The sequence below is a fragment of the Streptomyces sp. NPDC060064 genome, assembly GCF_042736455.1.
GTDB lineage: Bacteria > Actinomycetota > Actinomycetes > Streptomycetales > Streptomycetaceae > Streptomyces.
In genome coordinates this window covers 1-21,183 of sequence record NZ_JBHWWF010000069.1, presented here as the reverse complement: position 1 = coordinate 21,183, position 21,183 = coordinate 1, and the positions used below count along the sequence as shown (strand labels likewise).

Genomic DNA, 21,183 nt, shown 5'->3' with positions numbered 1-21,183 from the left:
GCGGAAGACTGTTCGTCTTCCGCCACGGGCCCGGTGTAGCCGGTCGCGCCCTAGTCCCGGCGCAGGCTCGGCTTGAGGTCCTTGAAGCGGCCCAGCAGGCCGTTCACGAACGACGGGGACTCGTCGGTGGAGAACTCCTTGGCGAGTTGCACCGCCTCGTCGATCACCACCGCGTCCGGGGTCTCGTCCACCCACACCAGCTCGTACGCCCCGAGCCGGATGATGTTCCGGTCGACGACCGGCATCCGGTCGAGCGTCCAGCCGACCGAGTAGGTGGCAATGAGGTCGTCGATCCGGTCCGCGTACTCCGCGTACCCCTCGACCAGCTCCATCGTGTATTCGCCGACCGGCGGCTGCCGGTCGTCGGTCCGCGCGTGCCGAACCCAGTCCGCGAGGACCGTCTGCACGGAGGTACCGCGCTGGTCGGCCTCGAAGAGGATCTGGAAGGCGCGCTTACGGGCCTTGTTCCGGGCAGCCACGGTTAGCTGTTCACCCGGCCGAGGTACTCACCGGAGCGGGTGTCGACCTTGATCTTCTCACCGGTGGTGATGAAGAGCGGGACGCCGATCTCGAAACCGGTCTCCAGCGTGGCCGGCTTGGAGCCACCGGTGGAGCGGTCGCCCTGGACGCCCGGCTCGGTGTGCTGGATGACCAGCTCGACGGCGGCCGGCAGCTCGACGTAGAGCACCTCGCCCTCGTGCGTGGCGACGCTGGCCGTGAAGCCCTCGATCAGGTAGTTGGCGGCGTCGCCGACGGACTTGCGGTCGACCATCAGCTGGTCGTACGTCTGCATGTCCATGAAGACGAAGTACTCGCCGTCCATGTACGAGAACTGCATGTCGCGGCGGTCGACGGTGGCCGTCTCGACCTTCACGCCGGCGTTGAACGTCTTGTCGACGACCTTGCCGGAGAGCACGTTCTTGAGCTTGGTGCGCACGAAAGCAGGGCCCTTGCCGGGCTTGACGTGCTGGAACTCGACGACGGACCAGAGCTGGCCTCCGTCGAGCTTGAGCACCATGCCGTTCTTGAGGTCGTTCGTGGAAGCCACGGTTGCGGAATCTCCTGGACTGACGCTGGTGGACGACCGAGGAAGCGCGCTGCAGCGAAGCTAGAGCGCGAGCAGCTCCTTGGTCGTGATGGTGAGTAGCTCGGGTCCGCCGTCCGCCTCCTGGCGTACGACGAGCGTGTCATCGATCCGGACACCGCCCCGGCCCGGGAGGTGGACCCCCGGTTCGACGGTGACCGGCACACAAGCGTCCAGTTTACCCATGGCCGCAGGTGCCAGCTGCGGGTCCTCGTCGATTTCGAGCCCGACACCGTGCCCGGTGAGCGGCGCGAGGCCCTCTCCATGGCCCGCGGCGTCCAGGATCTGCCGGGTCGCATGGTCCACGTCGCGGTACGCGGCCCCCGGTACGAGAGACTCCCGGCCGGCCCGCTGAGCGGCGAAGACAAGGTCGTACAGCTCGATCTGCCAGTCCGCCGGGGTCGCCCCGATCACAAACGTACGGCCGATCTCGCACCGGTAGCCGCGGTAGTTGGCGCCGACGCAGACGGAGAGGAAATCACCCTCCTCGACCCGGCGGTCGGAGGGCCGGTGGCCGCCTTGCCCGGAATTGGGTCCGGTGGCGACCGAGGTCGCGAAGGCGGGGCCGTCGGCGCCGTGGTCAACGAGTCGGCGCTCCAGCTCCAGTGCGAGATGCCGCTCGGTGCGGCCCACCAGGATCGACTCCAGCAGCTCGCCGAGGGCCTGGTCGGTGATCTCCGCCGCGATCCGCAGGCAGGCGATCTCCTCCTCGTCCTTGACGAGGCGCTGCTGCTCGACGGCGAGACCGAGGTCAGTGAGGCGCAGCCGGGGCGCCACCGAACCCACCGCCCGGTGCCTGGCGACGGTCAGATGGTGTTCCTCGACGGCGAGCGACTCCACCCCCACCGTCCTCGCCAGCTCTGCGGCCGCGACCGCCGGATCGCCGGCCGAGGTCGGCAGGACGGTCAGCCGCAGCTGTTCGTCGGGACGGCCGTCGGCGGGATCGCCGGTGGGCGTACGGGGGCAGAGCAGGACGTCTTCGCCCGGGCCGACCAGCAGTACGGCGCCGGGCGGCGCTCCGCCCGCGAGATAGCGGACGTTGGCGGGGCGGGAGACCAGGGCCCCTGCGCTGCCGGTCGCCGCGCACCGGTCGCGCAGCCTGCCGCGGCGGATCCCATAGACCTCTGACATGCCACGAGCCTACGAGCGTGGGCCCGGCCCGGCCTGATCAGCGCGTCCGACCGGGGGTGGGCACGCGAGTGCGCGGCCTACCAGTTCGGCGGGCTGGCGATGGAACGGGCGAGTACGTCGTCGAGGACCCGTGCCGTGGTCTCCACGTCGTACTTGGAGTTGTCGATGATCGGCAGCCCCGATCCGTACCAGCCGGCCATCCGGCCGTGGATGCTCGCGACTTCCTCGTCCGAGAGGCGGCGGTTTCCGCTGCGCTCGGCGTTGCGTTCCAGGACGATCTCGAGCCCCGGGAGGAGGACCACGGGCAGCAGACCGGGGCCGACATGGCGCTTCCAGCCGCCGAGGCCGACGACGGGCCGGTCGGGGAAGACCGCGTCGTCGAGGATGCAGGAGATCCCGTTGGCCAGGAAGTTGCGGGCGGCGAAGCCGCAGGTGCGGCGGGCGAGGCGGTACTGGGCCTCGGAGTGGTCGTTCCAGCCGGACTGCGGGTCCGCGAAGCCGGAGCAGACCCATTCGCGTACGTCGTCGAGGCTGATGTGCGCGGTGGGGACGCGGCGTCCGGCGGCCCAGTGGCGCGCCACGGTCGTCTTCCCGGCGCCGGCCGGGCCGATCAGCAGGACGGCGAGGGTGGTCGCGCCGGTGCCGATCTCGGCGGGTGGCGGGGCGGGTATGGGAACCGGCCCGCCCGGCGGCAACTGGATGTGCCCCGTCGTGTCGCGGGACGGCGGCGCGGAGTCGTGCTGAGGGGCGGGACTCGTCCAGCCGGGGGCGGGATGGCCGCCTTGCGGCTGCGGAGGTCCGACGGGAGCCGCGGGATGCCCGCCGTGCGGCCGTCCCTGTGGCGGCGGAGGTCCGGCGGGGGTCGCGGGCGGAGGTCCGGCGGGAGCCGCGGGACGGCCGCCCTGCGGCACACCCTGCGGCGGTGGAGGGCCGACGGGCGGCGGCGGTCCGGCGGGAGCCCCCTGCACAGGCCCCGGGTGCTGGGCGCTGTGTGTCCATCCGGCCGGTCCGTGCCCCGGTCCGTGGGGCGGCGGCAGCGGAGCCCCCACTGCTTGCTGCATCCGGTGCCACTCCGTCTCGTACGACTGTCGCTGGTCAGGCGGCAGCTGGGCCGCCTTGCTACCGAACGGTACCTCCCCCGGCCGCCACAGTGGGAACGGCCGGGGCAGGCCCAAAGTGCCCTGTCAGCCGGTCAATTCTTCGGCCAGCGCGCGCAGGGCGAGCCGGTACGAGCCGACGCCGAAGCCGGCGATCGTGCCGCTGGCCACGGCCGCGACCACCGAGGTGTGCCGAAATGCCTCACGCGTATACGGGTTGGAGATGTGCACCTCGATGAGCGGGGCGGTCCGCTGAGCGGCCGCGTCGCGCATCCCGTACGAATAGTGCGTGAAGGCACCGGGGTTGAGAACGACCGGAATTGAACCGTCCGCGGCCTCGTGCAGCCAGCGGATCATCTCGCCCTCGTCGTTCGTCTCGCGTACGTCGACATCGAAGCCGAGCTCCTTGCCGAGCGCCTGGCAGGTCTCCACCAGCCCGGCGTAGGAGGTCGCGCCGTAGACGTCGGGCTCGCGGGAGCCGAGCCGCCCGAGGTTGGGGCCGTTGAGGACCAGCACCCGACGGGTCACGCGGACACCTCTCCGTAGGCGGCGAGCAGTACCGCCGGGTCCGGGCCTTCCAGCACGGTCGGCTTGGCGAGACCGTCGAGGACGATGAAGCGCAGCAGGTTGCCGCGGGACTTCTTGTCGACCTTCATGGTCTCCAGGAGCTTGGGCCACTGGTCGCCGCGGTAGGTCAGCGGCAGTCCGACGGACTCCAGGACGGAGCGGTGCCGGTCGGCGGTCGCGTCGTCAAGACGCCCTGCCAGCCGGCCCAGTTCGGCGGCGAAGACCATACCGACCGACACGGCCGCGCCGTGCCGCCACTTGTAGCGCTCGTTCTTCTCGATCGCATGCGCGAGGGTGTGGCCGTAGTTGAGGATCTCGCGCAGTCCGGATTCCTTGAGGTCGTTGGAGACGACCTCGGCCTTGACCCGGATGGAGCGCTCGATCAGCTCGGCGGTGTGCGGCCCCGCCGGCGTACGCGCACCCTCCGGATCGGCCTCGACCAGGTCGAGGATGGCGGGGTCGGCGATGAAGCCGGCCTTGATGATCTCAGCCATGCCGCTGACGTAGTCGTTGACCGGCAGCGAGTCCAGGGCAGCCAGATCGCACAGCACTCCGGCCGGCGGATGGAAGGCACCGACGAGATTCTTGCCCTCGGCGGTATTGATGCCGGTCTTCCCGCCGACCGCCGCGTCGACCATGCCGAGCACGGTCGTCGGGACCGCGATCCAGCGCACCCCGCGCAGCCAGGTCGCCGCGACAAAGCCGGCGACGTCGGTGGTGGCTCCGCCGCCGACGCCGATGATGACGTCGCTGCGGGTGAATCCGGTCTGGCCGAGCGCCTTCCAGCAGTACGCCGCGACCTCGACGGTCTTGGCCTCCTCGGCGTTCGGCAGCTGGATGGCGATGGCTTCGTAGCCCTGGGAGGCGAGATCCTCGCGGATCGTGTCTCCGGTGCCGGCGAGCGCCTCGGGGTGCAGTACCGCCACCCGCTGGGCGCGCGGGCCGATCAGCCCGGGCAGCTCGCCCAGCAGTTGCCGGCCGACGAGCACCTCGTACGGATCGGAGCCTTCCGTACCGCCGACCTGGATACGGGTCACTGCCTGATCGGTCATACGTCCTTCAGCTCCAGTGCGTCGAGGACCGCCTGGGCGACCTCTTCGGGGGTGCGGTCGTCGGTGGCCACGACGACGCGTGCCACTTCGGTGTAGAGATGGCGGCGGGCGTCCATCAGCTCCCGCCACTGCCGGCGCGGATTGACCGCGAGCAGCGGGCGCGCCTGGTTGAGGCCGACCCGCCGGACCGCCTCCTCCACGTCCATCGAGAGATAGGCGACGGGCAGGCCCGCCAGCAGTTCACGGGTCGAGTCGTCGAGGATCGCGCCGCCGCCGAGTGCGAGCACTCCGGGGTGCTCGGTCACGGCGGCCCGTACGGCCTTGCGCTCGAGGTCACGGAAGTACGGTTCGCCCTCGTCGACGAAGATGTCCGAGATCTCCCGGCCCTGGGCCGCGACGATATCGGCGTCGGTGTCCCGGTAGGCCACGCCGAGCCGCTCGGCGAGCAGTTCACCCACGGTGGACTTGCCCGAGCCCATGGGCCCGACCAGGACGATCAGCGGGGCGTTCACCGGATGTGCAGATTGTCGAGGTAGGACTGCACGTTGCGGCGGGTCTCGGAGACGCTGTCTCCGCCGAACTTCTCCGCGACGGCGTCCGCGAGGACGAGCGCCACCATCGCCTCGGCCACGATCCCGGCGGCCGGTACGGCACAGACGTCGGAACGCTGGTGGTGGGCGGCCGCGACCTCGCCGGTGGCGACGTCGACCGTGGCCAGCGCACGCGGCACGGTCGCGATCGGCTTCATCGCGGCCCGTACGCGCAGAAGTTCACCGGTGGACATGCCGCCCTCCGTACCGCCGGAGCGGCCGGATGTGCGGCGGATGCCGTCCTCGGTCGGCACGATCTCGTCGTGCGCCTTCGACCCGGGTACCCGCGCCAGCTCGAAGCCGTCTCCGACCTCGACACCCTTGATGGCCTGGATGCCCATCAGGGCGGCCGCGAGACGGGCGTCGAGGCGCCGGTCCCAGTGCACATGCGAGCCGAGACCGACCGGCACGCCGTAGGCCAGCACCTCGACAACGCCGCCGAGGGTGTCACCGTCCTTGTGGGCCTGGTCGATCTCCGCGACCATCGCCTTCGACGCGTCCGCGTCCAGGCAGCGCACCGGGTCCGCGTCGAGCTTCGCCTCGTCGGCGGGGACGGGAACCACGCCGTACGGAGCCTTGGCGGCGGCCAGCTCGACGACGTGGGAGACGATCTCGATGCCCGCCGTCTCCTTGAGGTACGAGCGGGCGACCGCGCCGAGCGCGACACGCGCCGCGGTCTCGCGGGCGCTGGCCCGCTCCAGGATCGGCCGGGCCTCTTCGAGCGCGTACTTCTGCATGCCGGCCAGGTCGGCGTGGCCGGGACGCGGGCGGGTCAGCGGCGCGTTGCGGGCCAGCTTCGCGAGCTCATCGGGGTCGACCGGGTCGGCCGACATGACCTGCTCCCACTTCGGCCACTCGGTGTTGCCCACCATGACCGCCACCGGCGAGCCCATGGTCAGTCCGTGCCGTACGCCACCGAGGAAGGTGACCTCGTCACGCTCGAACTTCATCCGCGCACCGCGTCCGTAGCCGAGGCGCCGCCGGGCAAGGTGGTCCGCCACCATCTCGGTGGTGATGGGCACACCGGCGGGAAGACCCTCCAGCGTCGCCACCAGTGCGGGTCCGTGCGACTCCCCCGCCGTCAGCCAACGCAACCTGCTCAACGGTGCTCCTCCTGCTCGCGCCTGGAACTGCGACGGCGCGACCGGGTGCGCGGCCCTGGCCCGCCTCCTCCGATCCTCCCACGTCCGGAGCCGTGGCCTGGTCTCCGGTCCATCAACCGGACGCCTGAGCCCGCCTCAGCCTCACCAGCAGCACGATCACGGCGATACCGACGGCCAGTCCGGCGTACACCTGGAGAGGCAGCATGTGCAGAAGGAAACCTGACGGTGATCTCCGGGACGCGCCCTGCGAGATTCACACGGTTCCGCCGCTGGTCAGCGCCTTCTCCCCGGCGGCCCGCATGGCCGCGAGCGGCGCGGGGGTCCGCCCCGTCATCTGCTCGACCTGGAGCACCGCCTGGTGGACCAGGAGGTCGAGGCCCCCGACGACGTCCCCGTCGTGCCGCGACCAGGCGGCGGCCAGTGCGGTCGGCCAGGGGTCGTACAGCACGTCGAAGAGCGTCCCGGGGCGGGCCGGTACGGCGTGCGCCAGCTCGTCGGTGGTACCGGCCGGCGTGGTGGCGATGACCAGCGGCGCACGCAGCGCCGCGGTGGCCTCTGCCCAGTCGGCGATACGCACCTCGACACCGAGCCGCTCGCCCCAGCCGCGCATCTCGTCCGCCCGGGCGGCACTGCGTACATAGGCGGTGACCGGTCCTGTACAGACCCGCGAGAGCGCGGCGATTGCGGACGACGCGGTCGCGCCCGCGCCCAGCACCGCGGCCGATTCGACCTTGTCGACGCCCCGCTCGCGCAGTGCGGCGATCATGCCGGGGATATCGGTGTTGTCGCCGAGGCGGCGGCCGTCCTCGGTGAAGACCACCGTGTTGACGGCTTCCACCGAGGCCGCGGTGTCACTGATGCCGTCGAGCAGCGGAATGATCGCGCGCTTGAGCGGCATGGTCAGCGACAGCCCGGCCCAGGAGTCGTCGAGCCTCTCCACGAACTCCGGCAGCCCCGCCTCGTCCACCTCGAAACGGTCGTACGACCAGTGGGCGAGGCCGAGTTCCGCGTAGGCCGCCCGGTGCAGCACCGGAGAGAGGGAGTGGGCGATCGGCGATCCGAGGACCGCCGCCCGCTTCGGAGTGCTCACTGCCTGTTCTTCTCCTGCTGCTCTTCGTACTTCTTACGGTTCCGCTCGTGCTCCGCGTTGGTGACCGCGAAGAGCGTCTCGTCCTCGGTGATCGACACGAAGTAGTACCAGGGGCCGGGCGTCGGGTTGAGCGCCGAGCCGAAGGCGTCCAGGCCCGGGTTGCTGATCGGGCCCGGCGGCAGACCCTTGATGTCGTACGTGTTGTACGGATCTTTTATCTTCCGCAGGTTGTCCACGGAACCGACGTCGAGAGTGCTCTCGCTCTTGATGAAGTTGATCGTCGAGTCGAACTCGAGGCGCCCGACCGTCTCGGCGTTGTTCGGCTTGAGGCGGTTGTAGACGACTCGCGAGACCTTGTCGAAGTCCTGCTTGTACTTGCCTTCGGCCTGGACGAGGCTCGCGACAGTGAGCACCTCGAGCGGCGACTTCAGGCCCAGCCTCGCGGCCTCGGCCTTGAGGTCCTTCTTGCCGAATGCCTCGTTCGCCTGGGCGACCATCTTCTGAAGAACAGCTTCCGGCTTCATACCCTTGGCGACCGGATACGTATCGGGGTAGAGGAAACCCTCCAGCGGGTCCTTGATGTCCCGGTTGTCATCGGCCCAGTCGGGCAGGCCCATGGTCTTCACCTTGGCCGTCGCCACGGCCCTGGTGGTTCCTGCCTTGACTCCGAGGCGCTTGTCGATCTGCTCGTAGACCCAGGAATTGCGCTTGCCCGGGGGGACGATCAGGTTGTTGCGGCTGGCCGGGTTGAGCATGGCGGCCACCGCGTTCTTGCCGGACATGCCCTTGGCGAGCGTGTAGACGCCGGCCTCGATGCTCTTTCCGTCGGCGGCGGAGACGAAGGCGCCCGAGCTCTTGACGACACCGGCCTCCCTGAGGATGGTGCCGATCTCTCCGAGGCCCGCCCCCTTGGGGATGTCGATCTGGGCCGAGCCGCTTCCGGCGCCGGTGTAGTCCTCGGGCGCACCGAACTGGCCCTGCCAGAACTGGTAACCGAAGTAGCCGACACCGCCGAGGCCGCCGACGAGGATCAGCGAGACAACCAGACAGGCGACGCCGTTGCGGCTCTTCTTCTTGGTCTTGCCGCGGCCGTCGCGGCCGCCGCCCCGGCGCGGCTCGCGCGGGTCGTCGTCGTACTCACCGTCGTCGTCCCGGCCGTCGTCGCCGGTGAAGAAGGGGTGGGTCTCCTCCTGCGGCGCTTCCGCATCCCAGTCGGACGTGGGCGGCTCCGGCTCGGCCCGGCGTCGGCCGGGGGGCTGCGGCGGCGGGTAGGCCTCAGGAGTGGCGTAGTAGTCGGCCTCCTGCTGGCTGCCGTAGCCGGGCTGCCGGCCGCCGTAGGTGTCGGCGGGGTCCGCTCCGTACGGCATGGCGGGGTGCTGGCCGGTGTCCCAGCCGCCGTTGTACTGCTGCTGGTCGTTGTACTGCTGCTGTTGTTGCTGGCCGTTGTACTGCTGCTGTTGTTGCTGGCCGTACTGCTGTTGTTGCTGGTCGTACTGCTGCTGCTGTTGCTGGTCGTACTGCTGCTGCTGTTGCTGTTGCTGGTCGTACTGCTGCTGGTACGGGTCCTGCTGGTTGCCGTACTGCTGCGGCTGCTGCGGGTACTGCTGCTGCGGCTGGCCGCCGTACGGAGGCTGGCCGGCTGCAGCCTGCTGTCCTCCCCATCCCTGGTCCCCGTACAAGGGGTCCTCGGGATGCCACGGTTCGGAGCCGGAGCTCCGGCCATACTCAGTCATCGATCCCCTAGGGCCGCGAGGCGGGCGTTGAGCCGTCCCGCCTCTTTGCTGTGCGGCAGCTGTTCGAACACCGCCGCATCGCGCGGAACGTTACCGTATCGCGATCAGACAACCACTTCGACGCCCTCGCCGGGTGCCTCACCGGACGCCCGTTCGGACTCCAGAGCGTTTTGAAGGATCACCACAGCGGCAGCCTGGTCGATGACGGACCGGCCTTTTTTGGACTTCACGCCCGAAGCGCGCAGTCCCTGACTGGCCGTCACTGTGGTCATCCTCTCGTCGACCAGTCGGACCGGAATGGGAGCGATGCCGCGTGCGAGCTCCTGCGCGAAGCCGCGGACCTTGACCGCGGCCGGGCCCTCACCGCCGCTGAGCGAGCGGGGCAGGCCCACGACGACCTCGATCGGTTCGTACTCCTCGACGATCTGCCGCAGCCGCCGGTGGGCGGCCGGGACATCGCGTCCCGGCACGGTCTCCACCGGCGTGGCGAGGACTCCGTCGGGGTCGCACGAGGCGACCCCGATCCGGGCGTCCCCGACGTCGATCGCGAGACGGCGTCCTCTGCGCATCAGCGTCAGGCCGTCTCGGCGACGAGGCGCTCGACGGCGGCCACGGCGTCGCCGATGGCATCCGGGTTCTGGCCGCCGCCCTGGGCGACGTCCGGCTTGCCGCCACCGCCGCCGCCGAGGGTCTTGGCGGCGGTACGGACCAGGTCACCGGCCTTGAGACCGCGCTCGCGGGCGGCCTCGTTGGTGGCGATGACCGTGAGCGGGCGGCCGTTGGCCGTGGTGAACAGGGCGACCACGGCCGGGCGGTCGCCGGCCCCCGACGACTGATTCAGCCGGCCGCGGACGTCGAGGACCAGCTTGCGCAGATCGTCGGCGCCGGTGCCGTCCGGCACCTGGCCGGTGACGACAGCCACGCCACGTACGTCCTTGGCACCCGAGGCGAGACCGGCGGCGGCCTGCAGAACCTTCTCCGCGCGGAACTTCTCGATCTCCTTCTCGGCGTCCTTCAGCTTGCCGAGCATGGCGGAGATCTTCTCGGGGAGCTCCTCGGAACGGCCCTTGACCAGCTCCTGGAGCTGGGCGACGACCGTGTGCTCCTTGGCGAGGAAGTTGTAGGCGTCGACGCCGACAAGAGCCTCGATACGGCGCACCCCGGAGCCGATCGACGACTCGCCGAGCAGCTTCACCAGGCCCAGCTGGGCGGTGTTGTGCACGTGCGTACCGCCGCAGAGCTCCTTGGAGAAGTCGCCGATGGTGACGACACGCACGCGCTCGCCGTACTTCTCGCCGAACTCGGCGATGGCGCCCTGCTTCTTGGCCTCGTCGATACTCATGACCTCGGCCTGGACGTCGAGTTCACGGGCGAGGACTTCGTTGATCTTCTGCTCGACGTCGGTGAGGACCGTGCCGGGTACGGCGGCGGGCGAACCGAAGTCGAAGCGGAAGCGGCCCGGCGAGTTCTCCGAACCGGCCTGGGCGGCCGTCGGGCCGAGGGCGTCGCGCAGCGCCTGGTGCGTGAGGTGCGTGGCGCTGTGGGCGCGGGCGATGGCACGGCGGCGCTTGATGTCGATGGCGGCGTAGGCGGAGGCGCCGACCGTCACCTCGCCGACCTGCACCGAACCCTTGTGCACGCTGACACCCGGGACCGGCTGCTGCACATCGCGGATCTCGATGACGGCGCCGGTGTCGAGCTTGATCCTGCCCTGGTCGGCCAGCTGGCCGCCGCCCTCGGCATAGAAGGGCGTGCGGTCGAGCACGACCTCGACCTCGTCGCCCTCGGTGGCGGCGGGCGACGGAACACCGTCGACCAGCAGGCCGACGATCGTCGACTCGCCCTCGGTGGCGGAGTAGCCGGTGAACTCGGTGGAGCCGGAGTTGTCGGCGACCGCGCGGTAGGCGGACAGATCGGCGTGACCGGTCTTCTTGGCCTTGGCGTCGGCCTTGGCGCGCTCCCGCTGCTCCTTCATCAGACGGCGGAAGCCGTCCTCGTCCACGGAGAGCCCCTGTTCGGCAGCCATCTCCAGGGTGAGGTCGATCGGGAAGCCCCAGGTGTCGTGGAGCAGGAACGCCTTGTCGCCGGAGAGGACCTTGCCGCCCGAAGCCTTGGTCTCGGTGACGGCGGTGTCGAGGATGTTGGTGCCGCCCTTGAGGGCCTTGAGGAAGGCGGCCTCCTCGGCGCCGGCCACCGTCTCGATGCGCTTGCGGTCGGTGATGAGCTCCGGGTACTGCTGGCCCATCGTCTTGATCACTACGTCGACCAGATCCTGGACGACCGGCTCGGTGGCGCCCATGAGCCGCATATTGCGAATGGCGCGGCGCATGATGCGGCGCAGGACGTAACCGCGGCCCTCGTTGCCGGGGGTGACGCCGTCGCCGATGAGCATCACGGACGTACGGATGTGGTCGGCGACCACGCGCATCGAAACGTCGGTGTCGTGCTTGTCGCCGTAGCGCACGCCCGTCAGTTCGGTGGCCTTGTCCATGACGACGCGCAGGGTGTCGGTCTCGTACATGTTCTGTACGCCCTGCAGGATCATGGCCAGACGCTCGAGACCCAGACCGGTGTCGATGTTCTTCGACGGCAGGTCGCCGAGGATCGGGAAGTCCTCCTTGCCCTCACCGGCGCCGCGCTCGTACTGCATGAAGACCAGGTTCCAGATCTCCACGTACCGCTCGTCGTTGACGGCCGGGCCGCCCTCGACACCGAATTCCGGACCGCGGTCGTAATTGATCTCCGAGCACGGGCCGCAGGGGCCGGGGACGCCCATGGACCAGAAGTTGTCCTTCTTGCCCAGACGCTGGATACGCTCGGCCGGTACCCCGATCTTCTCGCGCCAGATCTGCTCGGCCTCGTCGTCGTCGAGGTAGACGGTGATCCAGAGCTTCTCGGGCTCAAGCCCGAAGCCGCCGTCCGCCACGGAGCTGGTGAGCAGCTCCCAGGCGTAGGTGATGGCGCCTTCCTTGAAGTAATCGCCGAAGGAGAAGTTGCCGCACATCTGGAAGAAGGTGCCGTGCCGGGTGGTCTTGCCGACCTCTTCGATGTCCGGCGTACGGACGCACTTCTGCACGCTGGTGGCGCGCGGGGCGGGCGGCTTGGCCTCGCCGAGGAAATACGGCTTGAAGGGAACCATGCCCGCGTTGACCAGCAGCAGAGTCGGGTCGTCCGCGATGAGCGACGCCGAAGGCACGACGGTGTGCCCGCGCTCCTCGAAGAAGCTCAGCCAGCGGCGGCGGATTTCAGCCGACTCCATCAGTGGTCCTCATTCCGGTTGTGCGAGGGGTACGAGTTGTACGAGTGCTTCGGTCGGTCGATGGCAGCGAAGCGTCGCTGCGCGGGGAGTTCGGGCTCGGCGGGTGCCTCCAGGCCCAGCGCCTCACCCAGTTCGGCCTCGCGCTGGACCATGCCGGCCCTGACGTCGAGTGCGAAGTCCTTGAGCTTGTGGCCCGCGTCGATCGCCTTGTTCGCGGCCTGCGCGGCGAGGCTCTCGGGGGTCAGCTGCTTGAGCTTGCGGTTGACCTTGGTGGTGGCCCAGACGCCGGCTGCGGCACCCGCGGTGAACCAGAAAGTACGGCGGAACATCGAACGTCAGCCTTTCCGCTTCTTGCGCCGGGCGGCCGGCACGGCGCGGCCGACGATCACCGTACGACGGGACGGCGATTCGGCCGGCCCGTCGTCGCTCCTGCGGCTCATGGCCCGGCGTACGCCATAGCCGAAGGCGGCGACCTTGACCAGCGGGCCGCCGAACGTCGAGGCGACCGTCGTCGAGAGCGCCGATGCGTTGGAGGTGACTTCCTGGACGTCCGTCGCGATGGCGTCGACCCGGTCGAGCTGGGTCTGCGCGGAGCGCACCGTCGCGGAGGCGTCGGCCAGCAGCGGCACCGCCTGCTCGGTCACTTCCACCACGAGTTTGGTGGTCGCCCTGAGCGTCTGGGCCAGCCTCACCAGCACCACGGCGAGGAAGGAGACCAGGATCGCCCAGAAGACGGCCACCAGGATCCCGGCAACCTCTCCACCGGTCACTCTGCACCGCTCTCTGCTCGTCGATGGGTCCTCGAAAATCGTCCTCCGACCCTATCGCGCCCAGGGTCACACCCCCTACCGCATTCCGGGCGGGGGAAGGGGGTTGCACAAGCCGACTGTACGGAGTGCATGCATGTCGATACGCTCCGTGTTCTAGGCGGTCCGGCGGCACGGGAAACGCGAGAGCCCGCCGGTCCCCCACCGGTAAGGGCGGGGAAGCGACGGGCTGAAGCGCTATGAGCTACGCCTTGATCAGCGGGCGTAGTACTCGACGACCAGCTGCTCGTCGCAGATGACCGGAACTTCCTTGCGCTGCGGGTCGCGGTCCAGGCGGAACGCCAGGGCCTTCAGGTTGACCTGCAGGTAGCGGGGGGTCTCGCCGTCGGCGGCGAAGCCACCCTCACGCGCGACCTGGAAGAGCGACTTCTCACGGCTGCGCTCGCGAACCATCACGACGTCGTCGGGACGGACGCGGAACGACGGCTTGTCGACCTTGCCACCGTTGACCTCGATGTGGCCGTGGACGACCATCTGACGGGCCTGGTAGATGGTGCGGGCGATGCCCGAACGCAGAACCAGGGCGTCGAGGCGGCGCTCGAGCTCGATGACGAGCGCGTCACCGGTCTTGCCCTCGGCCTTCTTGGCGCGGTCGTAGGCACGCGCCATCTGGCGCTCGCTGATGTCGTACTGGGCGCGCAGACGCTGCTTCTCGAGCAGACGCACCTTGTAGTCAGAGTTCTGCTTGCGGCCACGGCCGTGCTCGCCCGGCGGGTAGGGGCGGGCTTCGAAGTACTTGACAGCCTTCGGCGTCAGCGCGATACCGAGCGCGCGTGACTTCTTGACCTTGGGACGCGACTGGTTAGGCACGTTCTCCAGACCTCCGTTGTAGGTTAGGTTAGGCTCACCTTACTCAAGGAGATCGCATGTCTCGCCCTGGGAACACCAAACGCATCACGGACAGCACAAAGAACGTCGACGCTTCACAGAGCATCGAGGCGACGGAGGTCCGATCAGCTCATGGTCAGCCGCGTCCCAGCGGGCTTGAAATCACTCGGATGCCGTCAGCAGCCGAGCGCACACGAACTCTCGTACAGAGTACATGCTCCGCGGTGGTGCTCATCCCGGGGCTGGACGGAGCACGTCCTGAGCAGCTGACACGTCCTGAGCAGCTGACACCTCGAGCACGGGTCGTGGGGCAGGACGGCGAGGTGTTCCTGCTGTTTCCGGCCGACTCACCGGCCGTGCGGGCCGCCACGCACGCGCAGGACGACGAGCTGTCCGCTGTGCTGGAGATCACCGACGTCGCGCCGGTCTCCGTGCCCCATCGTATCCGCGGCCGCGCCTGGGTCTCCGGCTGGCTCACCTGCGTACCCGGCCTGGCCGAGCGCGGCTTCATGATGCTGCGCCTGGAGGTGGGTGAGGCGTGCGTCGACGATCTGTGGGGTGCGGAGAGCGTGGAGCCGGAGGAGTTCGCGCAGGCGTCCGTCGATCCTCTCGTGACGCACGAGGCCGTCCTGCTGCAGCATCTGCACTCCGCACACGGCGAGCAGGTGCAGCGACTGTGCGGGCTGCTCGGCGAGCGGACGGACGGGAAGGGCGTGAACCGGCAGCGTGCGGTGCCGCTGGCGCTGGACCGGTTCGGGCTGCGGGTGCGGTTCGTGGGCGAGCGGTGCTTCGACGCGCGCTTCGACTTTCCCACGCCGGTACGCGATGTCACCGAGCTGCACCGGGCGATGCGCACGCTCTTCGAGGCCGCTTCGCGCTGACTGGCGTAGTCCGGCGCAGATTCGCGGGAGACTTCACCGCCCCTCGGCCCGACCCTCCGCGCGCAGCCGCTCGCGCACCTTCTCGACCACATCGGCGTAGCGCGCCTCCGCGCCGTACCGCGTGGGCTCGTAGTAGCGCTTGCCGTGCACCGCGTCCGGGGCGTACTGCTGGGGCGCGATCGCGCCCGGCACATCGTGCGGATAGACATAGCCCTGGGCATGGCCGAGCTTGGCCGCGCCCTTGTAGTGGCCGTCGCGCAGATGCGGCGGGACCGCTCCGGCCAGTCCGTTCCGTACGTCCGCGAGCGCGGCGCCGATGGCGGTGGTGGCGGCGTTCGACTTGGGGGCAAGCGCCAGCGCGATGGTGGCGTGGCTGAGGGTGAGGGCCGCCTCGGGGAAACCGATCATGGCCACGGCCTGGGCGGCGGCAACCGCCGTCGGCAGCGCCGTCGGGTCCGCGAGGCCGATGTCCTCGCTCGCCGAGATCATCAGCCGGCGGGCGATGAACCGCGGGTCCTCCCCCGCCTCGATCATGCGCGCCAGATAGTGCAGTGCCGCGTCCACATCGGAGCCGCGGATGGACTTGATGAGAGCGCTCGCCACGTCGTAGTGCTGATCGCCGTCGCGGTCGTACTTCACCGCAGCGCGGTCGACGGTCTCCTCCAGCGTCTGGAGGCTGATCGACTTCTCGCTCTTGTCGATCGCCGCGCCGGCCGCGGCCTCGAGCGCGGTCAGCGCCCGGCGGGCGTCGCCGCCCGCGATACGCAGCAGATGCGCCTCGGAGTCCTCGGGGAGTGCGACCACGCCGCCCAGTCCGCGCTCCGCGGTGAGCGCCCGGTGCAGCAGTCCGCTCAGATCCTCGTCGGTGAGCGATTCCAGGGTGAGCAGCAGGGAGCGGGAGAGCAGTGGGGAGATGATCGAAAAGTACGGGTTCTCGGTGGTGGCGGCGATCAGCGTGACCCAGCGGTTCTCCACGGCAGGCAGCAGAGAGTCCTGCTGCGCCTTGGAGAAGCGGTGGATCTCGTCGAGGAAGAGGACGGTCTCCTTGCCGAAGCCGCCGACAGCGCGGCGGGCGCCGTCGATGACCGCCCGGACCTCCTTGACGCCCGCGGTGATCGCGGAGAGCTCCACAAAGCGCTTGTTGGTGGCCTTGGAGACGACGTACGCGAGGGTCGTCTTGCCGATGCCGGGCGGGCCCCAGAGGATCACGGACGAGGGGCCGGCGGGGCCGCCGCCGCCTTCGCCGACGAGTCGGCGAAGCGGCGATCCCGGCTTCAACAGATGCTGCTGGCCGACGACTTCATCGAGGGTGCGCGGACGCATCCGAACGGCCAGGGGGCTGCTGGACGGATCCTTCTCCTGGCGTTCTTCGGCTGCGGCGGTAAAGAGGTCGGGCTCCACGCTGTGAAGCCTACTGGGGGGTCCGGGGGTGTCCCCCGGGAGGATGCTGTAGGCCACTGACAGCGCCGGCCGGCCCACCGACTCCGCCGTCCGGCCGGGTCAGCTGGTCCAGAAGTCCCACCAGCGGGTCAGGATCAGCATCCCGATGATCCCGATCCACAGCACCGGCGGCATCCAGTGGAACTCCAGCAGTCCCTTTCGCAGCCCCTCCGGGACCTTGATGACGTAGTGCCTGATGTTGTGCAGAGTGACGTAGCAGAACATCACAATCGTGGCGACCCAGGCCAGCGAGCACCACAGGCACAGCGAGTTGATGTTGTACAGCGACTGGTACTGCAGCCAGGTGCAGAAACCGACGCCGAAGAGACAGCCGGCGTTGAGACCGAGCCAGTACCAGCGGCGGTAGCGAGCCCCGGCCAGCAGCGCGACCCCGATGGCGATCACCATCGAGTACGCCACCAGACCCATCATCGGATTCGGGAACCCGAACGCCGTTGCCTGGTCGCTCTTCATGATGTTGCCGCAGGAGACGACCGGGTTCAGACTGCAGCCCGGCGTGAACGACGGGTCCTCCGCCAGCTTGATCTTGTCGATCGTGATCACCCACGAGGCCAGCAGCCCCGCCGCACCCGTGATCACCAGCAGCCAGGCGAAGGCACGACTGCCACCGATCGTGCCCTTGGAGCCGTTCGTGCGCTCAGAGGACGCGTCGTCAACCGCTGCAGTCGTCATATCGCCGTTCCATCGCTCAGTAGCTGTCCGGGGCACGGTCATTCTGCCGCACCCGCCCCCGTGTCCACCGTTCGATGGACATAAGGATGTACGGACGGTCGTCCCCAGTGACTCATCGGGGCGAGCAGTCTGAGGGCATGACAGAACTCGCAGTGAACGTACGCGGACTGCGCAAGCGGTACGGCGATGTGACAGCGGTGGACGACCTCGACCTGGGCATTGCCCGTGGTGAGGTCTTCGGCATCCTCGGCCCCAACGGCGCGGGCAAGAGCACCACGGTGGAGATACTCCAGGGTCACCGGAGCCGGGACGCGGGCGAGGTGAGCGTCCTCGGTTCGGATCCCGCGACCGGAAACCGCCGGTGGCGCTCCAGGATCGGCATCGTCTGGCAGGACGAATCCGCACCCGCCGAGTTGACGGTCCGCGAGACGGTGTCCCATTTCGCCCGCTACTACCCGAAGCCGCGCGACCCCGAGGAGATCATCGCCCTGGTGGGTCTGGAGCAGAAGGCGACCAGCCGGATCAAGGCGCTCTCCGGCGGGCAGCGGCGCCGGCTCGATGTGGCGCTCGGTGTCATCGGCGATCCCGAACTGCTGCTGCTCGACGAGCCGACCACCGGCTTCGACCCGGGCGCCCGCCGCCAGTTCTGGGACCTGATCAAGCGCCTGGCGGACGACGGCACCACCATCGTGCTGACCACGCACTACCTGGAGGAGGCCGAGGCCCTCTCCGACCGGCTCGCGGTCATCGCCGCGGGAAAGGTGGTGGCCGAGGGAACTCCGGCCGCCCTGCGTCAGGAGTACGGCACGCAGGCCACCGTCGGCTGGACAGACACGGACGGCACGCCCCGCACCGAGCGGACGCCGACCCCGACCCGTACCGTCGCCGAGCTCACCCGCAAGTTCGACGGCGAGATCCCCGGCCTGCTGATCACCCGGCCGACCCTGGAAGACGTCTATCTGCGGCTCACCGGACAGGAGACGGAACGATGACCACGGTCACGGATCTCACGAGCGACCGACGCACCGCTTCGGCCCGCCTCCCCGGCGCCTGGCAACTGGGGCTGCTGCGCGGGGGGCTGGAGATACGCGGCTTCTTCCGCCAGCGCGACCAGGCCATCTTCACCTTCGCGTTCCCGATCGTCTTTCTCTTCCTCTTCGCGTCGATCTTCAACGACGACGTGAAGGGCGCGGGCATCAACGCCTCACAGCTGTATGTGCCCGCGATGATCGCGGCGGGCATCATGTCGACGAGCTTCCAGTCCCTCGGCATCTCCATCGCGATCGAGCGGGACGAGAAGCAGCTGCGGCGGCTGCGCGGGACACCGATGCCGCCCGCCGCGTACTTCCTCGGCAAGGTCTGGCTCGTACTGGTCACCGGGCTGCTGGAGACGGTGGCGCTGCTGGTCGTCGGGACGGTATTCTACGACGTCGATCTTCCCGGCACCGTCGGCGAATGGCTCACCTTCGGCTGGATCTTCGCCCTGGGAATCACCGGCTGCGCGCTCCTCGGCATCGCGATCAGCAGCGTACCGAAGTCCGGGGCGAGCGCGACCTCCGTGGTCGTCCTCCCCTTCCTGGTCCTGCAGTTCATCTCCGGGGTATACATCTCGATCAACACCATCCCGGACTGGATGCTGAACGTCAGCGCGGTGCTCCCGCTGAAGTGGATGTGCCAGGGTCTGCGCGGGGTGTTCCTGCCCGAGTCGGCCTCCGTGCTGGAGCAGGCGGGCAGTTGGGAGTACGGCCGCATCGCCCTGGTGCTGGGCGCCTGGTGCATCGGAGGATTGGTGCTGTGTCTGCTGACCTTCCGCTGGAAGAGCCGTCGCGACGGCTGAGCGAGCCGGCCGGGGCGCGCGACTCGGACGCGTGGGAAGGCAGCTTCCTGCCCTGGGACGTGTACTTCGCCGTGGTGTGGGTGGCCACGCTGGTCTTCACCCTCGGCGCGCCGAGTTCCAGCGAGCCCGTGCGGATGATCGCCGCCGCTCTGTTCGTCCTGCCCGCTCCCTGGTACGTCTGGGTCGGGCGGGCCGAGCTGCTGAGGCAGGGCGTGGACGAGCAGAGAGCACTGCGCTACATCGGCGGGGCGGTGCTGCTCTTCCTCGCTCCGGCGATCCTGGTGGGCGAGACGCGCATCGCGACGTTCGCACTCGTTCCGCAGTGCTTCATAGTGCTGCGGCTGCGGCTCGCCCTTGTTTTCGTGGCGGTGATCAACATCGCTCCGGTGCTGGGATGGGCCGCCCTGTGGCAACCCGACGGCCGAACCGTCTTCTTCCAGTCCCTGTTCGCCCTGGTTGCCCTGGTCTTCTCGACGGTCCAGGGCAGCTGGATCATCCGGATCATCGGGCAGAGCATGGACCGGGCCGCGCTGATCGCCGAACTCGAAGCCAGCCGGGAGGAGATCGCCCGGCTCTCGGCCGACCGCGGCGCTCTGGCCGAGCGGGAGCGGATGTCCCGCGAGATCCATGACACGCTCGCGCAGGGCTTCACCAGTCTGCTGATGCTCCTTCAGGCGGTCGACTCGGAGCTGGAGCGCGATCTGCCGCAGGCACGCCGCCATCTGGATCTGATGGCCGACACCGCGCGCCAGAACCTCGCCGAGGCGCGCGCCCTGGTCGCGGGCGGGGCACCGGCGGATCTGGACGGCAACTCCCTGCCGGACGCGCTCCGCAGGCTGGCCGCGCGCCATGGCGACACCGCGTCCGTGGAGGTGACGGGCACCGCGCGACCGCTGGCGCCCGCACTGGAGGTGGTTGCACTGCGCACCTGCCAGGAGGCCCTCGCCAATGCCACGAAGCACGCCGGGCCGGACGCGACGGTGACCGTCTCGCTCGCGTACACCGAGGGCGAGCTCTCCGTGTCCGTACGGGACGACGGCTGCGGCTTCGACGAATCGGTGCCGCTGCGGGGGTACGGGCTCAATGGGCTGCGGGCCCGGGCAGCGGAAGTGGGCGGGCACGCGCAGGTGCGCAGCACTCGGGGTCGGGGCACGACCGTCGCCGTACGCCTTCCGCTGCCCGCGCCGACGGCCGCGCGCCCGCCGGAGTCCTCGACGCCCGCCCCGTGCCCGTCCGTGCCCGCGGACGAGCCGTTTCCCGGCCGCCTGCCCAAGCACGCGCCAGACCCTTTGCCCGAGCCCGACAGGAGCCGCACGTGATCCGCATTCTGCTCGCCGACGACCATCCCGTCGTACGGGAGGGCCTGCGCGGGATGCTCGGCGCCGAACCCGATCTGACGGTCGTCGGCGAGGCGTCGAGCGGGCCGCAGGCGGAGGCGCTCAGCGCCGAACTGCGGCCGGACATCGTCCTGATGGACCTGCGGATGCCGGGCGGCGGCGGTGTGGAGTCGATCGACCGGATGCGGGCGGCGGGCCTGGCGTGCCGGGTGATCGTGCTGACGACGTACGAGACGGACACCGACATCCTGCGTGCCGTGGAGGCGGGCGCGGCGGGCTATCTGCTCAAGGACCTGGCCCGGGGCGAACTGGCCGACGCGGTACGGGCGGCAGCCCGCGGCGAGACCGTGCTCGCCCCTTCGGTGGCCGCGCGCCTCGTCGACCAGCTGCGCAGGGCGCCGACCCGGCCGCGGCTGTCGGAGCGGGAGACGGCGGTGCTGCGGCTGGTCGCGGAAGGGTGCACGAATGCGGAGATCGGCCGCCGCCTGTACATCGGCGAGTCGACGGTGAAGACGCACATGCTGCGGATCTTCGGGAAGCTGGACGTCGACGACCGCACGGCCGCGGTGACGAGCGCGATGCGGCACGGACTGCTGTGAGGACTCCGCCGGCCGGCCCGGGATTCGGGCCCGCC

22 protein-coding genes are annotated in these 21,183 nt (G+C 69.6%); 5 read left to right on the top strand and 17 right to left on the bottom strand.

Annotated elements, in window-relative coordinates:
* Window positions 1-50 precede the first annotated feature (50 nt).
* The 15 genes from nusB to rpsD all read right to left on the bottom strand — a co-directional run bounded on the left by nusB (window position 51) and on the right by rpsD (window position 14,343).
* Complete coding sequence (gene nusB, locus ACFWDI_RS39385) at window positions 51-479, bottom strand: transcription antitermination factor NusB (protein WP_327322285.1); 429 nt, start codon at window positions 477-479, stop codon at window positions 51-53.
* A 2-nt stretch (window positions 480-481) separates the two neighbouring features.
* Complete coding sequence (gene efp / locus ACFWDI_RS39380; protein WP_326648583.1) at window positions 482-1,048, bottom strand: elongation factor P; 567 nt, start codon at window positions 1,046-1,048, stop codon at window positions 482-484.
* A gap of 60 nt (window positions 1,049-1,108) precedes the next feature.
* Complete coding sequence (locus ACFWDI_RS39375) at window positions 1,109-2,215, bottom strand: aminopeptidase P family protein (RefSeq protein WP_327322287.1); 1,107 nt, start codon at window positions 2,213-2,215, stop codon at window positions 1,109-1,111.
* Between the two features lie 77 nt (window positions 2,216-2,292).
* Window positions 2,293-3,276: an AAA family ATPase gene (locus ACFWDI_RS39370; RefSeq protein ID WP_385311725.1), complete on the bottom strand. Its 984-nt coding sequence runs from the start codon at window positions 3,274-3,276 to the stop codon at window positions 2,293-2,295.
* 123 nt (window positions 3,277-3,399) lie between these two features.
* Complete coding sequence (gene aroQ / locus ACFWDI_RS39365; RefSeq protein ID WP_327322289.1) at window positions 3,400-3,840, bottom strand: type II 3-dehydroquinate dehydratase; 441 nt, start codon at window positions 3,838-3,840, stop codon at window positions 3,400-3,402.
* A complete protein-coding gene (aroB, locus tag ACFWDI_RS39360; protein WP_385311723.1) occupies window positions 3,837-4,931 on the bottom strand; it encodes a 3-dehydroquinate synthase in 1,095 nt (364 codons plus the stop codon). The genes aroQ and aroB overlap by 4 nt, the downstream gene beginning before the upstream one ends.
* Window positions 4,928-5,410: a shikimate kinase gene (locus tag ACFWDI_RS39355; RefSeq protein ID WP_327328231.1), complete on the bottom strand. Its 483-nt coding sequence runs from the start codon at window positions 5,408-5,410 to the stop codon at window positions 4,928-4,930. The genes aroB and ACFWDI_RS39355 overlap by 4 nt, the downstream gene beginning before the upstream one ends.
* Window positions 5,411-5,439: 29 nt before the next feature.
* Window positions 5,440-6,624, bottom strand: coding sequence for a chorismate synthase (gene aroC, locus ACFWDI_RS39350; protein ID WP_385311721.1), 1,185 nt, complete (start codon window positions 6,622-6,624; stop codon window positions 5,440-5,442).
* Window positions 6,625-6,877: 253 nt separating this feature from the next.
* Entirely contained in the window at window positions 6,878-7,714 is an 837-nt protein-coding gene (locus tag ACFWDI_RS39345; RefSeq protein ID WP_385311720.1) for a shikimate dehydrogenase, read from the bottom strand.
* Window positions 7,711-9,447 carry an endolytic transglycosylase MltG gene (mltG, locus tag ACFWDI_RS39340; RefSeq protein ID WP_385311718.1) on the bottom strand — a complete coding sequence of 579 codons (1,737 nt, stop codon included), beginning with the start codon at window positions 9,445-9,447 and terminating at the stop codon, window positions 7,711-7,713. The genes ACFWDI_RS39345 and mltG overlap by 4 nt, the downstream gene beginning before the upstream one ends.
* 104 nt (window positions 9,448-9,551) lie before the next feature.
* Window positions 9,552-10,016 carry a Holliday junction resolvase RuvX gene (ruvX, locus tag ACFWDI_RS39335; protein ID WP_327322295.1) on the bottom strand — a complete coding sequence of 155 codons (465 nt, stop codon included), beginning with the start codon at window positions 10,014-10,016 and terminating at the stop codon, window positions 9,552-9,554.
* Between the two features lie 5 nt (window positions 10,017-10,021).
* On the bottom strand, window positions 10,022-12,706 hold the full coding sequence (gene alaS / locus ACFWDI_RS39330) for an alanine--tRNA ligase (protein ID WP_385311715.1): 2,685 nt from the start codon (window positions 12,704-12,706) through the stop codon (window positions 10,022-10,024).
* The gene (locus ACFWDI_RS39325; protein ID WP_385311714.1) at window positions 12,706-13,035 is read right to left on the bottom strand and encodes a DUF6167 family protein; all 330 of its coding nucleotides are present in this window, start codon (window positions 13,033-13,035) and stop codon (window positions 12,706-12,708) included. Before ACFWDI_RS39325 ends, alaS begins: the two co-directional genes overlap by 1 nt.
* Window positions 13,036-13,041: 6 nt before the next feature.
* Window positions 13,042-13,476, bottom strand: coding sequence for a DUF948 domain-containing protein (locus ACFWDI_RS39320; RefSeq protein ID WP_385311712.1), 435 nt, complete (start codon window positions 13,474-13,476; stop codon window positions 13,042-13,044).
* A 252-nt stretch (window positions 13,477-13,728) separates the two neighbouring features.
* Entirely contained in the window at window positions 13,729-14,343 is a 615-nt protein-coding gene (gene rpsD / locus ACFWDI_RS39315) for a 30S ribosomal protein S4 (RefSeq protein WP_266542113.1), read from the bottom strand.
* 188 nt (window positions 14,344-14,531) lie between these two features.
* Between rpsD and ACFWDI_RS39310 the strand changes: the two genes are divergently transcribed.
* A complete protein-coding gene (locus tag ACFWDI_RS39310) occupies window positions 14,532-15,242 on the top strand; it encodes a DUF2470 domain-containing protein (RefSeq protein ID WP_385311710.1) in 711 nt (236 codons plus the stop codon).
* Between the two features lie 33 nt (window positions 15,243-15,275).
* On the opposite strand, the gene ACFWDI_RS39305 is transcribed toward ACFWDI_RS39310, so the two are convergent.
* Together ACFWDI_RS39305 and ACFWDI_RS39300 are read right to left on the bottom strand one after the other, a co-directional pair.
* Window positions 15,276-16,643: a replication-associated recombination protein A gene (locus tag ACFWDI_RS39305; RefSeq protein WP_385311708.1), complete on the bottom strand. Its 1,368-nt coding sequence runs from the start codon at window positions 16,641-16,643 to the stop codon at window positions 15,276-15,278.
* 99 nt (window positions 16,644-16,742) lie between these two features.
* Complete coding sequence (locus ACFWDI_RS39300) at window positions 16,743-17,375, bottom strand: vitamin K epoxide reductase family protein (protein ID WP_385311706.1); 633 nt, start codon at window positions 17,373-17,375, stop codon at window positions 16,743-16,745.
* 137 nt (window positions 17,376-17,512) lie between these two features.
* On the opposite strand from ACFWDI_RS39300, the gene ACFWDI_RS39295 reads away from it, so the two are divergent.
* The 4 genes from ACFWDI_RS39295 to ACFWDI_RS39280 are packed head-to-tail and all read left to right on the top strand — an operon-like array spanning window position 17,513 to window position 21,148.
* A complete protein-coding gene (locus ACFWDI_RS39295) occupies window positions 17,513-18,367 on the top strand; it encodes an ABC transporter ATP-binding protein (protein WP_385311704.1) in 855 nt (284 codons plus the stop codon).
* Entirely contained in the window at window positions 18,364-19,212 is an 849-nt protein-coding gene (locus tag ACFWDI_RS39290; protein ID WP_385311702.1) for an ABC transporter permease, read from the top strand. Before ACFWDI_RS39295 ends, ACFWDI_RS39290 begins: the two co-directional genes overlap by 4 nt.
* Window positions 19,170-20,531, top strand: coding sequence for a histidine kinase (locus tag ACFWDI_RS39285; protein ID WP_385311700.1), 1,362 nt, complete (start codon window positions 19,170-19,172; stop codon window positions 20,529-20,531). The genes ACFWDI_RS39290 and ACFWDI_RS39285 overlap by 43 nt, the downstream gene beginning before the upstream one ends.
* Entirely contained in the window at window positions 20,528-21,148 is a 621-nt protein-coding gene (locus tag ACFWDI_RS39280) for a response regulator (RefSeq protein WP_385311699.1), read from the top strand. The genes ACFWDI_RS39285 and ACFWDI_RS39280 overlap by 4 nt, the downstream gene beginning before the upstream one ends.
* Window positions 21,149-21,183: the final 35 nt, after the last annotated feature.

Coding starts and splice junctions, on each gene's coding strand:
- ruvX (WP_327322295.1), bottom strand. CDS start 10,016: ATGCGCAGAGGACGCCGTCTCGCGATCGACGTCGGGGACGCCCGGATC.
- ACFWDI_RS39290 (WP_385311702.1), top strand. CDS start 18,364: ATGACCACGGTCACGGATCTCACGAGCGACCGACGCACCGCTTCGGCC.
- ACFWDI_RS39295 (WP_385311704.1), top strand. CDS start 17,513: ATGACAGAACTCGCAGTGAACGTACGCGGACTGCGCAAGCGGTACGGC.
- ACFWDI_RS39355 (WP_327328231.1), bottom strand. CDS start 5,410: ATGGGCTCGGGCAAGTCCACCGTGGGTGAACTGCTCGCCGAGCGGCTC.
- ACFWDI_RS39325 (WP_385311714.1), bottom strand. CDS start 13,035: ATGTTCCGCCGTACTTTCTGGTTCACCGCGGGTGCCGCAGCCGGCGTC.
- ACFWDI_RS39300 (WP_385311706.1), bottom strand. CDS start 17,375: ATGACGACTGCAGCGGTTGACGACGCGTCCTCTGAGCGCACGAACGGC.
- aroB (WP_385311723.1), bottom strand. CDS start 4,931: ATGACCGATCAGGCAGTGACCCGTATCCAGGTCGGCGGTACGGAAGGC.
- ACFWDI_RS39310 (WP_385311710.1), top strand. CDS start 14,532: ATGCCGTCAGCAGCCGAGCGCACACGAACTCTCGTACAGAGTACATGC.
- ACFWDI_RS39375 (WP_327322287.1), bottom strand. CDS start 2,215: ATGTCAGAGGTCTATGGGATCCGCCGCGGCAGGCTGCGCGACCGGTGC.
- ACFWDI_RS39370 (WP_385311725.1), bottom strand. CDS start 3,276: ATGCAGCAAGCAGTGGGGGCTCCGCTGCCGCCGCCCCACGGACCGGGG.
- alaS (WP_385311715.1), bottom strand. CDS start 12,706: ATGGAGTCGGCTGAAATCCGCCGCCGCTGGCTGAGCTTCTTCGAGGAG.
- mltG (WP_385311718.1), bottom strand. CDS start 9,447: ATGACTGAGTATGGCCGGAGCTCCGGCTCCGAACCGTGGCATCCCGAG.